This is a genomic window from Corynebacterium uterequi (genome assembly GCF_001021065.1).
Classification (GTDB): Bacteria; Actinomycetota; Actinomycetes; order Mycobacteriales; family Mycobacteriaceae; genus Corynebacterium; species Corynebacterium uterequi.
On the sequence record NZ_CP011546.1, the window covers coordinates 1,454,314 to 1,475,015 of the forward strand.

Below are 20,702 nucleotides of genomic sequence, written 5' to 3' on the forward strand. Positions count from 1 at the left end.
CGCTCTTAGGGCGTGAGCCTGGGCGCCTGAGGCGGTCTAGCAGTGACGGTGTCCACAATCTGCAGGCAACCCCAGAGATCCCTGCTCCAGGCAAGAGGATTCAGAGCCTTGCTACGCCCCCGACTGGGAAGAGCCACTTCACCTCGCATGGGAAGCCTCTCTGCTCAGTCGTTGCGCGTGAGATCCGCAGTTATATCACTGTTGCCCGCTAAAAGCTCTTGCAGTGAGAGATTGTTGAAGCTCGGAGGTTCTCTCCAGCTTCTCCCTGTTAATCTGAATGAGGGACCTAAATGCAGCTATACGCCGTTGCACCTCACCGATATCACCGTCGGCAAGTACTGGAATTTCAAGCCCTCTCAAGTGGCGAAGATCAAGCTTTTTCGTTCCGTGAGCAGAGGAGCTAACACGGGCAAGGAGCTCACTAGTTTTAGTTTTAATCAAGTAGAATAAGACCTCTACCGGTATCCCATTCTTGGGAGTGAGTAGCTTCAGATCTTGATTAATACAGCTACCGGCAGGGATTATGCCCATTGGCACTGTATGCGCCAACGACATCCCTCTGAGCGAGATAGCCACGCCAGGTTCCGACGAAGCCTTGAGCGAGGTTCTTTCGAGGGCACTCTCAGTAACATGCTCGGTAGAATCCGATAGGAAATCTTGTTTCAGGTCCTTGGAGCTGAACCAGCGTACACTACCTCCCCAGAATTCGTCATTGTCTCGGGAGGGGGTTAGTCCACCCTGAATTGAGACTAGGTCTCCCAAAGAGAGCAAGTCTGTCGAGCCACTCGACACAGAGCGCACCATATGCAATAGGGCACTATCCAGGTTTTCCAAGACGGACTCAACTCGCGAAACCGCCCTGCGGGACAATGAAAGAACTTTCGCGATCCGCCGTTGCTCCCCTATAGGAGGAAGAGGGAGCGCCAGGTTCAGCAGGGCGGCTTCCTTCACTCGCTGACGGTTAGTCGTGCCAGAACTAAGAACCTTGACAGCATTTTCAAGCAAACCCGAAACGGAATAGAAGTAAAGGTATTCAGGGTCGACCCTGTCTTCATCAACGGAGAAGACAGGAAAATCCTTAGAAACAACCGCCCCGTTAAGATATGCTGGCACAATACCAAAGGCGCCGTTACGAGCATCTATGCGGGAGAAAATGAACTGCCCTGCTTTTACTCGATAGCCGGACGACATCCTAGGTGTCTTCCCGTCACCGATAACCCTTCGCACGACGCCGCCACCATGAAGCTTAACGGTCAGGAAGGTCTCCACTGAAGGGTCGTCAATTCTGACAACGGTATCGTCCTGGGCAAGCACCTCCCCGAGCTTCACCATCGGCCACTGGCTCATCGCGCACCCCCCAGCATGGCCTTCAGCTCGGCTAAGCCCTGGGCGATCTGCTCATCCAGGGCTTCGATCTCGGCGATGATCTCCAACGGGTCTCTCGTCTCAGCATCATCAACCACGATCTCTTTGTACCGATTCATCGACAGATCGTAATCATTGGCCGCGATCTCTGATACCGGCACGCAGAAACTCTGCTCGGTACGGGTGCGTTCACGCTCGGTCGTCGCACGCTGGCGGAACCTCGCCACCACGTCGGGAAGGTTATTCTTCGCGTGGCACTCAGCATCGAACGCCACCGGCTCGCTACCCGCAGCGTCCTCGCCTTCAGCAATCGGTGCTGGCCCTAGTAACTGCTCGGCGAGCAGCGGGGTGCGCTTATCATCCAACGAGTACCCATCGGCGGTCACCTCATAGAACCACACCTCATCCGTGCCCGGGGAGTCCGTGCGGGTAAAACACAGCACCGCGGTAGACACACCGCTATAGGGCTTAAACACCCCGGACGGTAGCTTGATGACCGCATCCAGCTTCTGGCCCTCCACTAACTGCTTGCGTAAGGCCTTGTGTGCCTTCGTGGAGCCGAACAACACCCCTTCCGGCACGATGACCGCTGCGCGCCCACCGACGGTGAGCAGCGTGAGGAAACGGGTGAGAAACAACAACTCCGTCTTCTTCGTCTTCTCCCCCGCCAGTAATGCCTTATCGAGGTTGGTGGGGTCCACGCTGCCCGCGAACGGCGGGTTCGCTAGCACCACATCGAACACCCCGCGATCGGTTTCGGGGATGCTGCCCAGGGAGTCTCTGTAGGCGATGTTCGGGCGGGTGAAGCCGTGCATGAACATGTTCATCGCGGCGATGCGCACCATGGTTGCGTCGAAGTCGTAGCCGGTGAATCCGTCGCGTTGAAACGCCCGCTGGGTGTCTCGGTGCAGCAACTGCTCGTGGTGGTGGGTGCGTACCCACTGTGCGGCGTTGACGAGGAAGCCGGCGGTGCCGCAGGCCGGGTCGATGATCTTCTCACCGGGTGCGGGGCGCATGAGTTCGACGATGAGGTTGATGATGTGCTGCGGGGTGCGGAATTGGCCGTTGGTGCCCGAGGCGGACAGTTTCGACAGCATGTATTCGTAGAGATCGCCGAGGAGGTCTTTGTTTTTAAAGTCCAATTCGTTGATCGCGGCCATCGCCGAGTTCAGTGTGGTGGGGCTATCGATGCCGAAGGTGGCGTTGCGCATGTGTTGCGCCATGCCGGAGTCGTCCCCGCCGAGGCGGCGCAGGAAGGGAAAGACCTCGGTGGCCATGAGGTGTTGGGCCTCGGTGGGGTCGGTGAGGGTGGTGAGGTTTTTCCACCGTAGGTGCTGCTGGTGTGGGGTGAAGATGTGCTCGTCGTCAGCGACGGTGAGACCGAGGGCGGTTTTTTGGTCCAGGCCGTCTTGGGTGGCGTCGAGTTGGCGGATGAACAACAGGTAGGTGAATTGTTCGATCACTGTCATGGGGTTGGTGATCCCCCCAGTCCAGAACGTGTTCCAGATTCTGTCTACCCGGTTCTTCAACTCACCCGTCATCATGAACATTGAGCATAGTAGGCGCGCCGAACACAACCCCGGTTGCAACACCTACAGAAGGGAACGGGTGTTCTAACCTCACGCCTCAGGCGCAGGCAGTCCACCAGGCGAAGGCAGTCCCCCGCTCTGCCCACGCCCCCGCCGTACCCCTAGCCGAAGTACCCGGCCAGCTCCTCTTTGAGCGCCTCGACGCGCTCACGGGCGGCGTCGTAGGTGGTGCCAATGACCTCCAGGTAGCACTTGAGCTTCGGCTCCGTGCCGGACGGGCGGATGAGCACGCGCGCCCCGTCGGCGGTGCGCAGGACCCGGCCCGGGGTGGGCGGTAGGCCCTCGTAACCCTGGCCTAGATCGGAGAACTCCACCACCTCAGAGCCGCCGAGCGTTGTCGGTGGTTCTGCCACGAAGCGTTCCAATGCCTCCACGGCCTGTGAGATGTCCTGCTTGCGCAGGGTCAGCGGCACGGTGACGTGGTAGCCGTAGGTGTGCCCGATCTCATCGAGCAGCTCCGGCAGTCCCACCCGGGCGGCCAGTTCGGCGACGCGCAGGCACGCCGTGATGCCGTCTTTGTCCCGCACCGCGGCCGGGTCCGAGCAGTAGCCCAAGGCTTCTTCGTAGCCGTACACCAGTCCTTCCTGCCGCCCGATCCACTTGAAACCGGTGAGCGTCTGGGCGAAGTGCAGTCCGTGCCGCTGGGCGATGGCCCGCAGCAGCTGGGAGGACACCACCGAGCACGCGAGCGTGCCGGTGTCAACACGCCGCGCCGCATCCTCGCCGAGCAGGCCACCAACCTGGTCACCGCTGAGTTGGGTCCACTCTCCGGCCTGTTTGATGGCCACGGAGCAGCGGTCAGCGTCCGGGTCGAGTGCGAGGATGACCGAGGCGCCAGCTTGATCCGCCGTCGCGATGGCCAGGTCCAGCGCGCCGTCCTCCTCGGGGTTGGGGAAGGCCACCGTGGGGAAGTCCGCGTCCGGCTGCTGCTGCTCGGCCACGGGGGTGACGTGGGTGAACCCGGCGCGTCGCAGCGCCTCGCCGAGCATCTCCCCACCCACGCCGTGCATGGCAGTAAACACCACGGGGATGTCCCGCTTAGCGGTGTCGATGAGGGACACCGCGCGCTCGTAGTACGCCTCGCGCGGGTCTACCTCGTCGATGTTCGCGCGGTTTCGGGCAATCTCATCGGCGTAGCCTGCGGCGTCGATGGCGGCGGAGATCTCCGCATCGGCCGGGGCGATCAGTTGCACGCCTCGCGCGTCGTCGGAGCCGACGACCCGTCCGCCGAGGTAGACCTTGTAGCCATTGTCCGGCGCCGGGTTGTGCGACGCCGTCACCATGACGCCAGCGTCGGCGTTGTAGTGGCGGACGGCGAATGACGTCAGCGGCGTCGGGTGAGCTGGCGGGAGCGCGAGTACCCGGCACCCGGCGGCGGAAAGGACCTCACACGCGGCGTCGTAGAAATCCTTCGAGCCGTGTCGGGCGTCGCACCCGACGACGACGATCGGCTCCGGCACGCGCTCGGTGAGCCAGGCCGCCAGCCCGGCGGTAGCCCGGGTGACCGTGGCGACGTTCATGCGGGACTCCCCCGGCCCCACCACGCCGCGCAGTCCGGCGGTGCCGAAACGCAGCGGCCCGTTCATGGCCTCGGCAAGTTCCGGCGAATCCTCGTCGAGGAGGGCTGTGAGGGCGTCCCGGGTGGCGGGGTCCGGGTCGTGGGCGATCCAGGCGCGGGTGCGATCCTGGAGGTTCATTACTCCTGCGCCCCCTCAAGGATCGCGGCGGTAGCGGACAGGCCCAGGCGGGTCGCTCCGGCGTTAATCATGGCCACGGCGGTGTCGTAGTCCCGGATTCCGCCGGAGGCCTTGACGCCCAGGCGGCCGCCGACGGCGGCGTGCATGAGTTCGATGGCGTGGACGCTGGCGCCGCCCGCCGGGTGGAATCCGGTGGAGGTCTTGACGAAGTCGGCGCCGGCGCGCTCGGCGGCCAGGCAGCACTGCGTGATGGCCTCATCCGACAGGCAGGCGGTCTCCAGGATGACCTTGAGTAGAACCTCCCCGCAGGCCTGCTTGACGGCGCGGATGTCGGCCTCGACCGCGTCGTACTTACCGGCGACGGCATCGGCAACGTTGATGACCATGTCCACTTCGTCGGCGCCGTGCTCGACGGACAGGGCAGCCTCGGCGGCCTTGACCTGGCTGTGGTGGGCGCCGGAGGGGAAGCCGCACACGGTGGCGACGTGGAGGCCGTCTGCCACCTCAACGGGCAGCTTGGAGGGGGATACGCAGATGGAGTAGGTGCCCAGCTCGGCGGCTTCAGCGGCGAGGGCGGCGACGTCGGCGTCGGATGCTTCCGGCTTGAGCAGGGTGTGGTCGATGTACTGGGCGAGTTCAGCGCGCTTCATGGGACGTGGATCTCCTTAGGGTGCGAGGGGTTAGCGGGTGGGGTCGATGGTGTCGAGAATGACGCTACGCTCAGCGACCTCGGTATCGCCGATGACGACGCCCGGGGTGATGGACGCGAGAGCGTAGTCGAAGCGATCCTCGGTTTCGGTGTGCAGGGTCATGAGCTTCTGACCAGCCTGGACGCGGTCGCCGATGCCAACGTGCAGCTCGATGCCCGCACTGAGCTGCACCGGATCCTCCTTCCGGGCCCGCCCGGCGCCGAGGCGCCAGGAGCCGACGCCGATGGCCAGGGCGTCGAGCTCGGTGACGACGCCGTCGCGGTCGGCCACGAGGTCGTGGGTGTGCGGGGCCACGGGCAATGCGGCGTCCGGGTCGCCACCCTGGGCGGTGACCATGGCACGCCACGTGTCCATGGCACGACCGTCGCGCAGGGCGGCCTCGACGTCCGCGTCCGGCTGGCCGGCGGCAGCCAGCATGCGCCGGGCAAACTCACAGGTCAGCTCGACGATGTCAGCCGGGCCGCCGCCGGCGAGCACCTCGACGGTTTCGGCGATTTCTAGGGAGTTGCCGATCTTCTTGCCCAGCGGCACGGACATGTCGGTGAGCAGCGCGGAGGTGATGACACCGGCGTCGTTGCCGAGGTCAACCATGGTGCGCGCTAGCTCGCGGGCGGTGTCCAGGTCCTTCATGAAGGCACCCGAGCCAACCTTGACGTCGAGGACCAGAGAGTCCGCGCCGGCGGCGATCTTCTTGCTCATGATGGAGCTGGCGATGAGCGGGATGCAGTCGACGGTGGAGGTGATGTCGCGCAGCGCGTAGATCTTCTTATCCGCCGGGGCGAGGCCGGCGCCGGCGGAGGCAATGACGACGCCGACGTCGCGCAGGATCGACATCATGCGCTCGTTGTCGATGTCTACGGTGAATCCGGGGATGGCTTCGAGTTTGTCGAGGGTGCCGCCGGTGTGGCCGAGGCCGCGTCCGGAGAGCATAGGCACGGCGACGCCGAAGCTGGCCACCAGCGGGCCGAGCGGCAGGGATAGCTTGTCTCCTACCCCGCCGGTCGAGTGCTTGTCCGCGGTGGGGACGCCGAGGGCGCGGAAGTCCATCCTCTCACCGGAGTCGATCATGGCCTGGGTCCAGTCGACGATCTCCCGGCGGTTCATGCCGTTGAGGAAGATGGCCATGTTGAGGGCGGCGAACTGTTCGTCGCCGACGGCGCCGCGGGTGTAGGCGTCGATGATCCAGCGGATGTAGTCGGTGGATAGTTCCTCTCCGTCGCGCTTGGCGCGGATGACATCGACGGCGTCGATGCGGGTGGGGGAGCTCATGGGGGTTACTCCTTTGGGGTGAGGGGAAGCGAATCTTGTCTTGCTCCTATGGGATCGATTATCATGACCTTCAGAACATTTGTCAAACGTCAGTTTTTCATAATGTAGATCGCCTCGAAAGGGTCACCCATGGTCATTGCCACCCCACCCAGCGACGCCGAGCTGCTCGCCGCGGCCCGACGCGCCGCCGGACACTCCTACAGCCCCTACAGCCACTTCCCCGTCGGCGCCGCCATCTGGACCGGAACCGACGTCGTCACCGGATGCAACGTCGAAAACGCCGCCTACGGCGAAGCCATTTGCGCCGAACGTAATGCAGCAACGACGATGGTGTCCGGCGGTGTCACCACCATCGATACCGTCGCCGTCGTCGGCCTCAAGGCCTCGCCTTGTTACCCCTGCGGCGCCTGCCGACAGGTCCTGCGCGAGTTCGGCTGCCGGCGGGTCATCGTGGAAGGCCCTACCGGTGAGCCCATCGCCCACGACTTCGTCGACATCCTTCCCTATTCCTTCGGACCCGAAGCCCTCGGAGAGTAAAACACCATGGCACAGCTACAAGGACTTCTCGGCATCGCCGTTATTGTCGCCCTCATCATCGGACTATCGTCCTCCCGCAAGAACATCAACTGGCGCATCCTCGGCGTCGGCCTGGCCCTCCAAGTCGGCTTCGCGGTCCTCGTGCTCAAGTGGGAACCCGGCTTTCACGCCCTGGTGTGGTTCTCCAAGCAGCTGACCAAGCTCATCGACTTCACGGCCGAAGGCACCGCGTTCGTCTTCGGTCCGCTGTTCGGCGACGACATCGGCTTCGTCTTCGCCCTCAACGTGCTGCCGGTCATCATCTTCCTCGGCGCCATCATCGGCGCCATGTACTACCTGCGGATTCTCCAGTGGTTCGTGGAGATCGTCGGCACCGCCATCAACAAGGTCATGGGTGTGTCCAAGGTCGAAGGCGTGTGGGGCGCCACCGTCGTCTTCCTCGGCCAGTCCGAAGCGCCGCTGATTATCCGCCCGTGGCTGGGCAAGCTCACCCGCTCTGAGCTCTACACCTGCATGTCCGGCGGCTTCGCCTCCGTGGCCGGCTCCACCCTCATCGGCTACTCGCTGCTCGGCGCTCCCCTAGAGTTCCTCCTCGCCGCGTCCATCATGAACGCCCCGGGCTCCCTGCTCGTCGCCAAGACGCTCATGCCGGAGACCGAGGTGTCCACGGCCTCCGCCAACGTCCGCAGCGTGCGCGACGAAAAGAACAAGAACGTCATCGACGCCATCGGCTCCGGAGCCATGGACGGCGGCCGCATCGCCGTGGCCGTGGCCTGCCTGCTCATCGCCTTCGTGGCGCTCATCACCATGCTGTCGGCCATGATCGGCGGCTTCGGCTCCCTCATCGGCCAGGACGGCTGGTCGCTCGAAGGACTCTTCGGCATCCTGTTCAGCCCCGTCGCCTGGCTCATCGGCGTGCCGTGGGAGGAAGCGACCACGGTCGGTAACTTCATCGGTCAAAAGACGATCCTCAACGAGTTTGTGGGCTTCACCTCGTTCTCCGAGCACGTCGACACCCTCTCCGAGAAGTCCATCCTCCTGTCGTCCTTCGCCCTCGCCGGGTTCGCAAACCTGTCGTCCATCGCCATCCAGATCGGCTCCTTCGGCGCCCTGTGCCCCGAGCGCCGCTCCGACGTCGCCTCCCTCGGCATGCGCGCCCTCTTCGCGGGCTTCCTCACGAACCTGCTCAACGCCGCCATCGTCGGCGTCGTCATGTTCTAGCCGCTAACGGCGCACCAACTCGCCGGCGGTATCGCGATCCACCACCAGGTGGGTCGCCAAACCCATACGCAGCGCGACGTCAATCGCCGTCGCCTTCTCCTGCCCCCCGGCCACGAGGATCCGCGTGGGGCGGGTGGCCAAGTCGGCCAACGAGATACCCACCGTCCGCTCGTCGACGCTTCGTAGCGCCACCTGACCGGACTCGGTGAAAAAGCGCGAGCACACATCACCCACAGCCCGCTGCCGCAACTGCGTCATCTCCTCGTCACTGAGATACCCCAAGGTCAGCGGCAACGACTGCTGATCGATGTGGCCCACCGTGAAAATGGCCACGTCCGTCTGCCTACCCAGCTCCAGGATCTGCGCGATATGGCGATCGGATTCGACGATGCGCTTGACCTCGGGGTTATCGAAGATGACCGGCAACGGAAGCGTCCGCGCGTAGGCGTCGAAAGCCTGGCAGAACAAGGTGATGGTCTCCACGTCATTGGTGGTGGACTGGGTGTAGCTCATCCCTCCCTTGAGCTGAACAATCTCCACCCCGCTGCGCGGCGAACGCTCCAACGCCCGCGCCACCGCGTACATGGTCCGCCCCCAGGACACGCCGACGAGATCCCCGTTATGCACGTGTTCGGTGAGAAGCTGAGCGCCGGCGCGGCCCAATTCCCCCAATAGCACCTCGGCCCCCGACCTCGGCACGTCCACGATTCGAGCTTCGCTGAGCCCGACGTCGCGGTAGCGCTCCAGCAGCCGATTGGTCAGCTCGCCGCGCTGCTCGCGCGGATCATGAATCTCGATGGTGACGTACCCGCGCTCCCGGGCGAGTCCGAGGAGCTTGGCGACCGTCGGCCGGGACATCCCAATCTCTGCCGCCACCTCCGCTTGGCTCATCCCGGAGATGTAGTAGAGCTTCGCAGCGCGTAACGCCTGCTCATCGCGAGATTCCATGGTTGGCCATTCTAGCAGCCGGGCCCCCGTTTCCGAGACGCCCGGACCTTAGCCTTTCCCAGAAGCCTTCCCTAGAAACAACACAACCCGCCCCAAGATCACCATGGTGATCTCTGGGCGGGAGTGGGAAACGAGCCGAAAGACTTACTCGGACTCAGCCTCGGCGTCGGCTTCGCCGGCAGCCGCGGCGGCTTCCTCAGCCTTGCGGGCAGCCTCAGCCTCAGCAGCGGCCTTGGCCTCAGCCTCTTCCTTGGCCTTCTGCTTCTTGTCCGCGATGTCCTTGATGGTCGGGCCGTCGTTGGCCTCGGTCAGCGCCTGGTTGAACAGGTCGAGCTTGGACGGCTTCTCCTCGGCCACCTTGAGGGTGCCCTCGGCGCCCTCAAGGCCCTTGAACTTCTGCCAGTCACCGGTGACCTTCAGCAGGGCCAGAACCGGCTCCGTCGGCTGCGCGCCGACGCCCAGCCAGTACTGGGCACGGTCAGAGTCGATGCGGATGACCGACGGCTCTTCCTTCGGGTGGTAGATACCAATGTTCTCGATGGCGCGGCCGGAGCGACGGGTGCGGGCGTCGGCAACGATGACACGGTACTGAGCGTTACGGATCTTACCGATACGCTGAAGCTTGATCTTGACAGCCATGATGGCTCCTTTAACTCTTGAGTAGTCACTGGGCAGTTCTGACGTTGGCCAGGTGTTCTTTACTTGGCCAACCGGTTCAACCCTCGGATTCGACTGCGCGTGACAGACCGGCCGACCGTAGTCGGTGTCGGCGTAACGCAGCTGCTTTGACGCGAGGATTGAGCTTACCTGCCGCTGCCACGGATCCCCAAACCAGCACTTCATGCCATGACCACAATAAATACGATTCGAAGTCCGCCGTACAGTACCCTCATTCACATCATTGATCCTTAATACCCGTGTTAACCTCGAGGACTTGAAGCATGGCTCGAACAACCAGGAAACCCCTGGTCGGAACAACAACGATGCTCAGCGTCTTGCTGGGCCTGGTGGCGTGGGTAGCCTACCGGTACTTGGTGGCCTACGACGGGCCTAAGAACCCCTTGACCTGGGTCATCCCCGTGGATTTGGCCATCTATCGCATGGCCGGCGCCGAAATGCTGCGCGGCGGATTGCTGTACGACACCGCCTACGTCTTCGACCTTACCCTTTACTTACCCGCCCTTTTCCAGCCTGCTCTTCGAGCTCCTCACGCCACTGTCGGATAGGCAATTGGTCATCGCGTGGCAAGGCGGCACCATACTCAGTCTCGCCGTCGTTCTCCTGCTGGTCCTGCACGAGCGCCGCGTGCCGTTAGGTGTCACCTCACTGGCCCTCGTGGCCCTGACGACGATTGCGCTACTCGCCACCGAGCCGCTGTCGGGAAGCCTGTTCTTCGGTCAGATCAACCTCTTCCTCATGTTGCTCGCCGCCGTCGACATCCTGCCGCGACGCTGGCGCCTGCCCGGCATCGGCGTTGGCCTAGCAGCCGGCATCAAACTGACCCCCGCCTACCTGGGCCTGGTGTTCCTCCTGGAACGCCGCTGGGGCGCCGCAGTGGGGTCAGTGGTGACCTTCCTCGCCACCGTCGCCATCGGCTTCCTGGGGGTTCCCGACGCGTACTCCTACTGGACCGAGAAGATGCTCAATTCCTCTCGGATTGGCGATCACCTCAACCCCGGTGCACAGTCCCTACGCCCGGTCTTCGACCGCGAGTTCGGCATTGATTCCACGCTCGTGTGGATTCTGGCCGTCCTCGTGGTCACCGCCGTGGCGGCGGCCGCCGTCGGGCAGGCGGTCGCCCGCGACGACCGAACCACCGCCCTTTCGCTCGCCGGCATCGGCGCGTGCCTGGTCTCCCCGTTCTCGTGGTTCCACCACTGGGTGTGGGTTCTGCCGATGGCCTTTGGCTTCATGATCGGCGTCAACCGTTTTCTTGCGGACCGGTGGACCTTTACCGGCGGTCACCAGCTAGCCGGGGCGGCGTCGGTGGCCGCCTTGGTCCTCCCCCTCGTGCCTTTTGTTAGCCACGTCATGATCGACGCCGCCCAGTCGCGTTTCTATACCGCGGCTGGGTTCGCCTTCCTGGTGTGCTACCTGGTCGGGTCGCTTATTTCTTCCCGCGTAGCCGCTCCATCGCCGCATTAAGGTCGAAGGAACCGGCGCTCGGCGCGGCGGGCTTCTCTTCCGCGGCGGGCTGCGGCTTAGGTTGCGGCTGCTTCGGGGCCTTCGACGCGGCCGGCTTCTGGGTAGCGGCCGGCTTCTGCGGCGCCGGCGAGGCCTTGGCAGCCGGTGCGGAGCCACCCAGCCCCGGGAACCCGCCCATGCCAGGCAAGCCGCCACCCAAGCCGGGCAGACCGCCACCCATGCCCGGCAGGCCACCGCCGGCCTCCATCTGCTGAGCCATCTTCTGCAGCTGGGCCATATCCATGCCGCCCATGCCCGGTCCGCCCATGCCCGGCAGCTGCGGCTGCCGCGGCTTATTCTTCACGGGCTTGCGCTTGCCCTTCTTATTCTTGCGGCCCTTGGGCTTCTTCTTCGTGGCGGAACGTTGCATCCCGCCCATGCCCATCTGGCCGGCCATCTTCGTCATCATCTTCTTGGCCTCGAAGAAGCGCTCGACGAGCTGGTTGACGTCGGAGACGCTCACGCCGGAGCCATTGGCGATGCGCTTGCGGCGCGACGCGTTGAGGATCTTCGGGTCCTCTCGCTCCGCCGGGGTCATGCCGCGGATGATGGCCTGGATGCGGTCCAGCTGCTTCTCATCGACCATGTCTGCGATGTCGTTCATCTGCTTGCCGCCGGGCAGCATCTTGAGGATGTTGCCCAGGGGGCCCATCTGTCGGATCATCATCAGCTGGTCCAGGAAGTCCGTGAGGGTGAGCTCGCCTGAGCCGAGCTTGGCGGCCGCGGCCTCGGCCTTTTGCTGGTCCATGACCGCTTCGGCCTGCTCGATGAGGCTGAGGACGTCACCCATGCCGAGGATGCGGCTGGCCATGCGCTCGGGGTGGAAGATGTCGAAGTCGTCGAGCTTCTCACCAGTGGAGGCGTAAAGGATCGGCTTGCCGGTGATCTCCCGGATGGACAGGGCCGCGCCGCCGCGTGCGTCACCATCGAGCTTGGTGAGCACCACGCCGGTGAAATCGACGCCGTCGGCGAAGGCCTTGGCGGTGGTGACGGCATCCTGGCCGATCATCGCATCGATGACGAACAGGACCTCGTCGGGGTTGACGGCGTCGCGGATGCTGCGCGCCTGGTTCATGAGTTCCTCATCGATACCCAGCCGGCCGGCGGTATCGATAATGACCACGTCGTGCTGGTCACGCCGCGCCTGCTCGACGCCCTGTCGGGCCACCGCCACGGGGTCGCCGTGCGAGGTGCCCATGACGTGCTCGTGGGTGTCCACCGAGGTCCCCGGGTCCGGGGCGAAGGTCTTCACACCGGCGCGTTCGCCGACGATCTGCAACTGCTGCACCGCGCCCGGGCGCTGCAGGTCACAGGCCACCAGCATGGGGGTGTGCCCCTGCTTCTCCAGGTGCCGGGCGAGCTTGCCCGCCAGGGTGGTCTTACCCGCACCCTGAAGGCCGGCGAGCATGATGACGGTCGGCGGGTTCTTCGCCAGGCTCAGCCGGCGGGTCTCTCCGCCCAGGATGGCGATGAGCTCATCGTTGACGATCTTGACGACCTGCTGCGCCGGGTTGAGCGCGGCGGACACCTCTGCGCCCTTGGCTCGGTCCTTGATGCGCTTAATGAAGGCGCGGACCACGGTCAGTGAGACGTCAGCCTCCAGCAGCGCCAGCCGAATCTCGCGGGCAGTAGCGTCGATATCAGCGTCGCTGAGCTTGCCCTTTCCGCGGAGACCCGCCAGGGCGTTTGTCAGGCGATCAGACAGTGACTCAAACACGTGGTTCGTTCCTCGCGTTTCAACTAGACATCAAGTGATTACTAACCTCCCCAGCCTAGCGTGTCCCCAATACGGCGGTCACATCCCGTTCCACCCGCGCACGGTCGACGGCCTGCGGGAATGCCACCTGAAGGATCGTCGTCCCGCCGGGGTTGAAGCCCGAGAGCCAGGACACCTCCCCCAAGACGTTAAGCACCGCGGCGGTCGTGCCCCGCGAATCGGGCACCCGCAGCTCCACCACCCTGCCCGAGTGCCAGTGGAAGGTAACCGGGCCGGGCTCGGGGGCCTGGATGGACTCGTACACCCCGGAATGAAACGCCCGGACCAGCATCTCTTCGTCGGCGGCATCGGAGAAGGACTCGGTGAGCGGGCGGACGTCGGCCTCCGCCAGGTAGCCCTGCTCCCCGGAGACTACGCGGAGGGACTCCATGACCCACGCTTTCGCGTCGAGCACCGCCATCATCCGCTTGATGTCACCGCGGTCCGTCGCGCGCCAGAAGACGGTGAGATAGGGCGCGTGGTCCCGGCGCCGCAGGCCAACATCGCGGGGGACGCTAACCAGCGGCTGGTGCGGGGTGATCCGCGCCAGTGCCCGCGTTGCCTGGCGCGTGACGATGTCGATGAAGCGCCGCAGCGACCGGGTGAGCACACCCGGGCCGGTCGCTTGGGCATCGGCGATGGCGAGCTTGGCCAGCAGTTCCACGGTGAGGCGGTCGTAGTGGCAGGCCTCCACGACCGCCTCGGCGGCCTGCGGGTCCCAGGGATCGAGGCGCGTTGCGAGCCGCGCCAGGGTGGTGTGCTCGGCGACGAGCGTCTGCACCCGGGAGCGGTCCAAAATGTTTAGCCGCAGCCGCGCCGCCATCCGGGCGACGAATTCAGCGCCGACGTCCTCGTGGGGGCGGTCGTAGCCTTTGCCCAGATCATGGTAAAGGGCGGCGAGCAAGAGCAGGTCGGGTCGCGCGACCTCGGTGCGCGTCGCCGCGCACTGCGCCACGGTCGCGAGGAGATGCTGGTCAATGGAATGCGTGTGGCTCGGCTCATTCGGCATCCGCCCCGCCACGTGCGCCCACTCCGGAACCAGCCGCGTCCACAGCCCGTAACGGTGAAGGTCGTTGATGACGTTGCCGCTGTGCCTCGGGGACGACAGCAGCGCCAGGAAGTCCCGTGCGGCCGGAGCAGTGAACGGGCCTGAAGGCACGGGCACGGCGTCGAGCTGGCGCAGCGTCGACGCCGCGATGGGCAAACCATATCGCGCCGCGGCGGCGCCGACGCGCGGCACCAGCCCGGGGTCGGACAAGTTCGGGTTTCGCGCCAGATGGACCTCCCCGTCGCGTTCCACGACGTCCAGGGCCAACGGCACGGCCGGCACGGCCCGCGGTCGTGAACTCCTGGCCGAGGTCCGGGCTGATGCCAAAGCGCGGGCGGAGGCCAGGGCTGCGGTGAGCGCCTCGTCAACGTCACGGCCGGTGGCGGCCACGGCGGCGCCGAGCTCGTAGCGGTCGGCAAAGCCGAGATCCTCGGCGATGTCGGCGGCAAACTCGGGATCGAGGATGTCGCGGCGGCGACGTGCGGCGTCGTGCAAGGCGGAGCGGACCTTCACGAGGAGGCGGCGCTGATCGTCAAGGCGTGGGGTGTCCGCGACGTTGGCCAGGGCCAGCGCCCGGGCCAGGTCGATATCGCGCAGCCCACCCCGGCCGTGCTTGAGGTCCGGGCGGGTCATGGTCACCAGCGAACCGGATCGGTGCCACCGGGCGACGGCCAGCTCGATGATGCTCGGCAGTCGCTGGGCGATCGTGGCGCGCCACTGCGTGAGGAGCAACTGGCGGGCGGTGGCGGTGAGCTCCGGGTCGCCGGCGAGGTGGCGCAGGTCGAGCAGCGCCAACGCCGACCGGACGTCGGCGGCGGCCACGTCGGCGCATTCCTGCGGCGTGCGCACCACCGCGTCGAGGTGGCGCGGCGAGTTCCATATCGGGTACCACACGTCCTGAGTGTCGGGAACGTCACCGGGATAATGCAGCAACACCAGATCGAGGTCCGAGTGGGCGGTGAGCTCGCCGCGCGCGAGCGAACCGGTGGCGGCCAACGCCGTCGCCGGCGGCAGGACCAAGGACTCGATGATCTCCTGTGGGTCCACTTACAGAGCGGCGTCGTCGCGGTCGCCGGTACGCACGCGGATCACTCGCTCAACATTGGTCACCCACAGCTTTCCGTCGCCGATCTTGCCGGTGTACGCCGCGCGGACGATGGCCTCACACACGTCGTCGACGGCCGCGTCGGACACCACCACTTCCACCTTGACCTTGGGCACGAAGTCGGTGGCGTACTCGGCTCCCCGGTACACCTCGGAATGCCCGCGCTGCTGGCCGAAACCCTGGGTTTCGGTCACCGTCATCCCGTGGATGCCCAGCTGGTCCAGCTCCTCCCGGACGTCGTTGAGGGTGAAGGGTTTGATGACTGCGGTGATGAGCTTCATGTCGGGGTTTCTCCTCGTCTTAACGTGTCAGCGGCTAACCTAGCAGGGCGTCGACAAAGCCCTCGACCTCGAAGGGGGCGAGATGGTCCGCGCCCTCGCCGAGGCCAACAAGCTTGACCGGAACGCCCAGCTCTTCTTGCACGTGGAACACAATGCCGCCCTTGGCGGTGCCGTCGAGCTTGGTGAGCACCACGCCGGTGATGTCGACGACGTCTTTAAACACACGGGCCTGCATGAGGCCGTTCTGGCCGACGGTCGCGTCGATGACCAGCAACACCTCGTCAACGTGGGACTTCTTCTCCACCACGCGCTTGACCTTGCCCAGCTGATCCATAAGCCCGTGCGAGGTGTGCAGACGCCCGGCGGTGTCGATGAGCACGACGTCGGCCTGCTGTTCGATGCCGCGGGCAACGGCGTCGAACGCGACCGACGCCGGGTCGGCGCCCTCGGCACCTCGGACGGTAGTGGCGCCGACGCGCTTGCCCCACGTCTCTAGCTGGTCCGCGGCCGCAGCGCGGAACGTATCCGCCGCCCCGAGCACCACCTTGTGCCCCAGGGACACGAGCACGCGGGCGAGCTTTCCGGTGGTGGTGGTCTTGCCCGTGCCGTTGACGCCCACGAGCAGGATCACGGCCGGCTTACCGTCGACGGGCTGGGCCTTGAGCGAGCGGTCCAGCTCGGGACGCCCGGCTTCGATGAGGGTCTCACGCAGCATGGCGCGGGCCTGCGCCTCGTCGGCAACGCCGCGCTCGGCGATCTTCTCCCGTAGGCGCTCGGTCACCCTCATCGTAAGATCCGCGCCGAGGTCAGCCATGATGAGGGTGTCTTCGATCTCCTCCCAGGCGTCCTCGTCAAGGTCACCGGCGGTGAGGATGCCGAGCAGACCCTGGCCGAGGGCATTCTGGGAGCGAGACAACCGCCCGCGCAACCGGCCGATGCGCCCGGCGGCCGGCTCGATGTCATCGAGGGGTTCCGGCGCCGGAGCAGGTACCGTGTCCGGAACCGGCGTGGCGTCGACGGCTTCGGTGACCGCGTCCTCGGCGACGACCGCTGCGTGCGCGGCCTCCACTGCCTGAGACTCTGCGTCCTCGGCAGGCTCGACCGGCTGAGTAACCTCGACCGGCGGCGCAGGCTCGGCCGGCTCGGCGACGTCGACCGCGACCTCCGGGTCCTGCGGCAGCGGCACAGGCGATACCTGCTCAACAGGTTCCACCGGCTGCGCCGGCACGGGGATGCGCTTCTTGTCCGCGTCCCCCAGGGTCGCCTGCGTGAAGTTAAACCCGCCCACTGCCTGGTAATTGCCGGACTTTTGCTCCTGGGTTAATTCCTTCGGCTCCGCCTCCTTGGCGAAGCTGACGGTCTTGGCGGATTTGCGCTTCTTGCCGACGATGACGACCGCGCCGATGATGACCGCCAGCACCACGACAATGGCGACGATGACCAGCAGCAGGGTCGAATCAATACCAAACAGGGTTGCGTTCATGCCCTCATGGTACCGGCCGGGGCTACCTGCCTGCGTACACCTCCGCTAGCACCATCGCCTCCGCCGCGATGAGGTCGCCCGTGACCAGGTCGGGAACCAAATCCGCCAGCTTCGACCACGCCAACGCGGACTCGTCCAGCAGCTGCGTCTTGCTCAGTTGCCCGTGAGCTCGCATGCGCGCAGCCAGGGCAAACACGATAGACACCACGGGGGCGAGCGCCCACCGGTTCTTCGGATCTTCGGTGTCGACGCCATCGAGCTTGTCGAAGCGGACGTTAGCAGCGTTGTAGAGGCCTCGATTCGCCCCGCGCAGCGCTCTCAGCAGCTTCACCGACCGGGGAATGAGGTCATACTCGGTGAGCAGGTCACCGAGCTGCTCGCGCTGGTCAAAGGCGGCGAACACCGCGAGCAGACGGGTCGTATCGTCCATGATGGCGCCGGGCACGATCTCCGAGCGCTTGAAGAACATGTCCAGCAACGCCTGCTGCTGTGCCGGCGGCATCTGGGCGATCTGAACGGTGGAGGCGTCAATGCAGGCGCTGTCCAAGGTGGTGTCCCGCCCGGTCGCGAGCGTGTTGACGGCATTCTTGCCCGCCACCGTGGTCAGTTGAGAGCGGATGGCCCGCAGACTCGTAGCATCCTCGGAGTCGAACACCGCCGGCAGTCCAGCCAGCAGCTGCAGGGCACTGATCCACGGGCTGCGGTGCAGTTCCGAGACGTCGCCGCCCACGGCCTCGCCGGCGAAGTCACCGAAGACCAGCCCGGAGGCGATGATCCGGCCCGGCTGCAAGCGCGCCGGGACGAGGGACTCCGACAGCCCTCTCAAGGCTGCTTCCGGGTTGGCGACCAGTGCCTTGTGCGCCACGGGAACCTCGGCGGCCACGTAGTCCCACAGCAGCGGGAAAATGGTTGGGTCGGTGGGAGTGTCCTCCGTTTCACCGGCGAAGAAAGCGGACAGCTGAGCCCACCCCTCGCGCTGAGCGGTGTAGTACCCCGGCTGGGACAAAGTCACCGCTGAGGAGCTGGGGGCTTGCGGGGCGCGCATCGCCGCGAAGGGGTCATCCACGAAGATCTGGACGAGCAGGTCGCCGGCGTCGACGAGCGACTCCGGCAACGCGGTACGCTCGCCGATCGGCCGCAGCGTCGTGCCCAACGCCCAGGGCGCGGTGGCCAGCCACACCCAAGCACCGAGCCGGGTCGCGTCGCGGGCGCCGGTGACGACCAACTCCCCGCCGTCGAGCTCTACTCCCGTGACGGCCGGGACCCCGACCAGGTCGACGATGCGCACGGAGACGCGCTTGTCACTGACCTTGTCGACCCATTCCAGCTCAATCCGGCCGGTCATGACCGCCGTTGCCGAGGCCGCGATGGCGGCCATGGGCGCCGAGTAGGTGGTACCGCCGTCGCGGCTGACGAGCTTCTGATTGCGCATGGGGGTGCCGTGCTGATTGCGTACGGACACGCGCGGGTCGCCGATGGCACGCGGCAGACGAATCTTGAGCTCCCCGCGGGCGGCGAGCTCGTTGGGGCGCACGGCCAGGCGCGTCGAACGCCACCCGGTCGCTCCATTGGCTAGCGGCAGCTCGAAGAGCAGCTGTGGCGGGCTGAAACGCAGCGGAAGCTGATCGCCGGCGTCCGTCGTGATCGTCAGGTCCGTGGCGGCGGCGTCGGGGGCGACGGTGATGCGCCGGGGGCTGACGTCGAAGGTCTTGTCATCGTGGTAGATGTTCAACCCCGCCCCGGTGAGTCCGCCGGGGCCGGGAATGCGGAAGGACTGACAGATCCCGTCGTAGACCACGTCCGTGGTCATCCCCTCGACGATTGCGTAGCGGTGACGGAAGGATTCGTTGCGGGGGCCGCGCAGCCGGATGAGGTACTCCCCCACCCACGGGGTGTCCCAGGCCTCGGGGTCAAAGATGTCGAAGGCGCCACCCTCCGCCGGGATTTCCAGCGCCTCCGGGCCGGCGACCAATTCTCCTTCCTCGCCGAGCCCGGCCAGGGCCGCGATGGACAGGTACCAGTATTCGGTGTCGCCGGAAACCGTCGCCGGGAACTCCGCCACCAGGGAGGCGTTGTGCACCGGCAGCCCGGCGGTGGATTCCACGAAGGGAATCTCGGAATCCGCCGGGTGGGCGAAAACGACGCGCTGGCGCGGGTCGATGCAGCGTACCTGCTCGACGTTGTCCGTCACGGAGTCGCCGTCGCGGACCAGTTTGAGTGAGGAAGCATCGGAGGTGTCCAGGCGGCGTGCCGACCACCCTTCCCAGCCGTCAATGGGGAAGCGTTCGAGCTCGGTGTGATCGCGCTCGGCGATGACGTCGTAGAGCCGGGCGTCGTCCGGGCACACCGCGAACAGCTCCGGGTAGTGCAGCGATACCTTGTCGTTGAGGCTGGCGCCGCCGGGGGCGAAAACGATGAGGGGATCGGCGGAGTCGACGACGGCGGTGACCCACTCCAGGTCGTGATTGACGTCGGTAATCATCACCTCACGGGTGGCTTGAGCAACGGTGACGTCGAGGATCTCCGAGTAGGGCGACGTGGTGCCGCGGGGGCTGCTGGTGCGGTAGACGCGCGTGGTGCCGTCGACGGCGAGACGCCACTGCACTTCCTCGTGCCCGTCGAGCTTCTGTTCGGGCAGGCGCACGCAGACCTTGCGGCGGGGAAGGTCCAGCACCAGCCGGGGACGCATTTCGCGCACGCTGACGCCAACGGCGTCGTAGCGTTCGGCGGTGCCCACCGGCCGCTCGCGGTACTCCGCGACCACGGCTTCCTCGATCAGCTGCGGCAGTCGAGGCTCCGGCCATTCGGCTCGACGCACCCGCCACGTTCCGCGGTTGTCGACGATGAAGGCCCGCAGCGCGAGGATCCGCTCGACGATCTCCTCGATGCGCTCCCCGCAGGTGGCGGCAATGTGCGCGGTGGCTGGGTAGTCCTCGTCTTCGGCTAGCGCGGCGACGGTGGCTTGCGCGTCCTCGTGGGCGTCGACGAGCTCGAGAACCCGCGCGATGGCTGCGCCGGTGATACCGGCGTGCCACAGCAGCACGTGCACCGGGTCGTCTAGCTCGGCCGGCACCGTCAGTCCGTGCTCCGTGAGCAGCGGAACCACCAGCTCGGCGACGGCCGCGGCGTCGTCCTCCTCGGCGGCCAGCCCCAGTCCACCGAGGTACTCGGCGAACAGCGAGGACGGCTCCACGACGCGGGAGGCGCGGGCATACAGCGACGCGAGCGTCAGCCCCGGAGTGCGAACGAGCACATCGGCGACGCCGTCGCCACTATCCGCGCATTGGGCGGCCACGAAGACGCCGAAGAAGCGGTCGATGCGCTCCAGCTCGTCGGAACTCAGCGGCAGCTGAGAGAGCCGATCGATGCTTTTGAGATCTCCCGCGCAGGCCATCTCGGTACGAAACGCCCATCCGAGCAAAACCTGGCCGGCGCCGGCATCGTTGGTGTTCACAAGGCTCCTTACATATCTGCAGTCGTGATCGCTAACTGTGGTCGCTTCTGGGGCC

16 protein-coding genes are annotated in these 20,702 nt (G+C 65.7%); 4 read left to right on the plus strand and 12 right to left on the minus strand.

The window, feature by feature from the left end:
• Positions 1 to 195 precede the first annotated feature (195 nt).
• The 5 genes from CUTER_RS11070 to CUTER_RS06840 form a co-directional block, all read right to left on the minus strand.
• On the minus strand, positions 196 to 1,347 hold the full coding sequence (locus CUTER_RS11070; protein WP_052844061.1) for a restriction endonuclease subunit S: 1,152 nt from the start codon (positions 1,345 to 1,347) through the stop codon (positions 196 to 198).
• Positions 1,344 to 2,909: a class I SAM-dependent DNA methyltransferase gene (locus tag CUTER_RS06825; protein ID WP_047260665.1), complete on the minus strand. Its 1,566-nt coding sequence runs from the start codon at positions 2,907 to 2,909 to the stop codon at positions 1,344 to 1,346. Before CUTER_RS06825 ends, CUTER_RS11070 begins: the two co-directional genes overlap by 4 nt.
• Positions 2,910 to 3,055: 146 nt before the next feature.
• Positions 3,056 to 4,651: a phospho-sugar mutase gene (locus tag CUTER_RS06830; RefSeq protein WP_047259805.1), complete on the minus strand. Its 1,596-nt coding sequence runs from the start codon at positions 4,649 to 4,651 to the stop codon at positions 3,056 to 3,058.
• On the minus strand, positions 4,651 to 5,301 hold the full coding sequence (gene deoC, locus CUTER_RS06835) for a deoxyribose-phosphate aldolase (RefSeq protein ID WP_047259806.1): 651 nt from the start codon (positions 5,299 to 5,301) through the stop codon (positions 4,651 to 4,653). Before deoC ends, CUTER_RS06830 begins: the two co-directional genes overlap by 1 nt.
• 30 nt (positions 5,302 to 5,331) lie before the next feature.
• On the minus strand, positions 5,332 to 6,630 hold the full coding sequence (locus tag CUTER_RS06840; protein WP_047259807.1) for a thymidine phosphorylase: 1,299 nt from the start codon (positions 6,628 to 6,630) through the stop codon (positions 5,332 to 5,334).
• Between the two features lie 129 nt (positions 6,631 to 6,759).
• On the opposite strand from CUTER_RS06840, the gene CUTER_RS06845 reads away from it, so the two are divergent.
• On the plus strand, positions 6,760 to 7,167 hold the full coding sequence (locus CUTER_RS06845) for a cytidine deaminase (protein WP_047259808.1): 408 nt from the start codon (positions 6,760 to 6,762) through the stop codon (positions 7,165 to 7,167).
• Positions 7,168 to 7,173: 6 nt separating this feature from the next.
• On the plus strand, positions 7,174 to 8,388 hold the full coding sequence (locus CUTER_RS06850; RefSeq protein WP_047259809.1) for a NupC/NupG family nucleoside CNT transporter: 1,215 nt from the start codon (positions 7,174 to 7,176) through the stop codon (positions 8,386 to 8,388).
• A gap of 3 nt (positions 8,389 to 8,391) precedes the next feature.
• Here CUTER_RS06850 and CUTER_RS06855 read toward each other — a convergent pair whose 3' ends face one another.
• Together CUTER_RS06855 and rpsP are read right to left on the minus strand one after the other, a co-directional pair.
• On the minus strand, positions 8,392 to 9,336 hold the full coding sequence (locus CUTER_RS06855) for a sugar-binding transcriptional regulator (RefSeq protein ID WP_047259810.1): 945 nt from the start codon (positions 9,334 to 9,336) through the stop codon (positions 8,392 to 8,394).
• A 144-nt stretch (positions 9,337 to 9,480) separates the two neighbouring features.
• Positions 9,481 to 9,975 (minus strand): 30S ribosomal protein S16, encoded by a 495-nt coding sequence (rpsP, locus tag CUTER_RS06860; RefSeq protein WP_047259811.1) that lies wholly within the window; start codon positions 9,973 to 9,975, stop codon positions 9,481 to 9,483.
• Between the two features lie 302 nt (positions 9,976 to 10,277).
• Here rpsP and CUTER_RS11895 point away from each other — a divergent pair, with 302 nt between their 5' ends.
• Entirely contained in the window at positions 10,278 to 10,562 is a 285-nt protein-coding gene (locus CUTER_RS11895) for a hypothetical protein (protein ID WP_236684690.1), read from the plus strand.
• On the plus strand, positions 10,552 to 11,481 hold the full coding sequence (locus CUTER_RS06865) for a glycosyltransferase 87 family protein (RefSeq protein ID WP_236684791.1): 930 nt from the start codon (positions 10,552 to 10,554) through the stop codon (positions 11,479 to 11,481). The genes CUTER_RS11895 and CUTER_RS06865 overlap by 11 nt, the downstream gene beginning before the upstream one ends.
• Here CUTER_RS06865 and ffh read toward each other — a convergent pair.
• Genes ffh through CUTER_RS06890 form a run of 5 tightly spaced genes read right to left on the minus strand, consistent with a single transcriptional unit; the run spans position 11,444 to position 20,647 of the window.
• Complete coding sequence (ffh, locus tag CUTER_RS06870; RefSeq protein ID WP_082121303.1) at positions 11,444 to 13,237, minus strand: signal recognition particle protein; 1,794 nt, start codon at positions 13,235 to 13,237, stop codon at positions 11,444 to 11,446. The two genes, CUTER_RS06865 and ffh, sit on opposite strands and share 38 nt — an antisense overlap.
• Before the next feature lie 55 nt (positions 13,238 to 13,292).
• A complete protein-coding gene (locus CUTER_RS06875) occupies positions 13,293 to 15,371 on the minus strand; it encodes a [protein-PII] uridylyltransferase (protein WP_047259812.1) in 2,079 nt (692 codons plus the stop codon).
• Positions 15,372 to 15,710 (minus strand): P-II family nitrogen regulator, encoded by a 339-nt coding sequence (locus CUTER_RS06880; protein WP_047259813.1) that lies wholly within the window; start codon positions 15,708 to 15,710, stop codon positions 15,372 to 15,374. It abuts the gene before it with no gap.
• A gap of 34 nt (positions 15,711 to 15,744) precedes the next feature.
• Positions 15,745 to 17,193 (minus strand): signal recognition particle-docking protein FtsY, encoded by a 1,449-nt coding sequence (gene ftsY / locus CUTER_RS06885; RefSeq protein WP_082121304.1) that lies wholly within the window; start codon positions 17,191 to 17,193, stop codon positions 15,745 to 15,747.
• A 22-nt stretch (positions 17,194 to 17,215) separates the two neighbouring features.
• On the minus strand, positions 17,216 to 20,647 hold the full coding sequence (locus CUTER_RS06890) for a hypothetical protein (protein WP_047259814.1): 3,432 nt from the start codon (positions 20,645 to 20,647) through the stop codon (positions 17,216 to 17,218).
• Between the last annotated feature and the right edge of the window lie 55 nt (positions 20,648 to 20,702).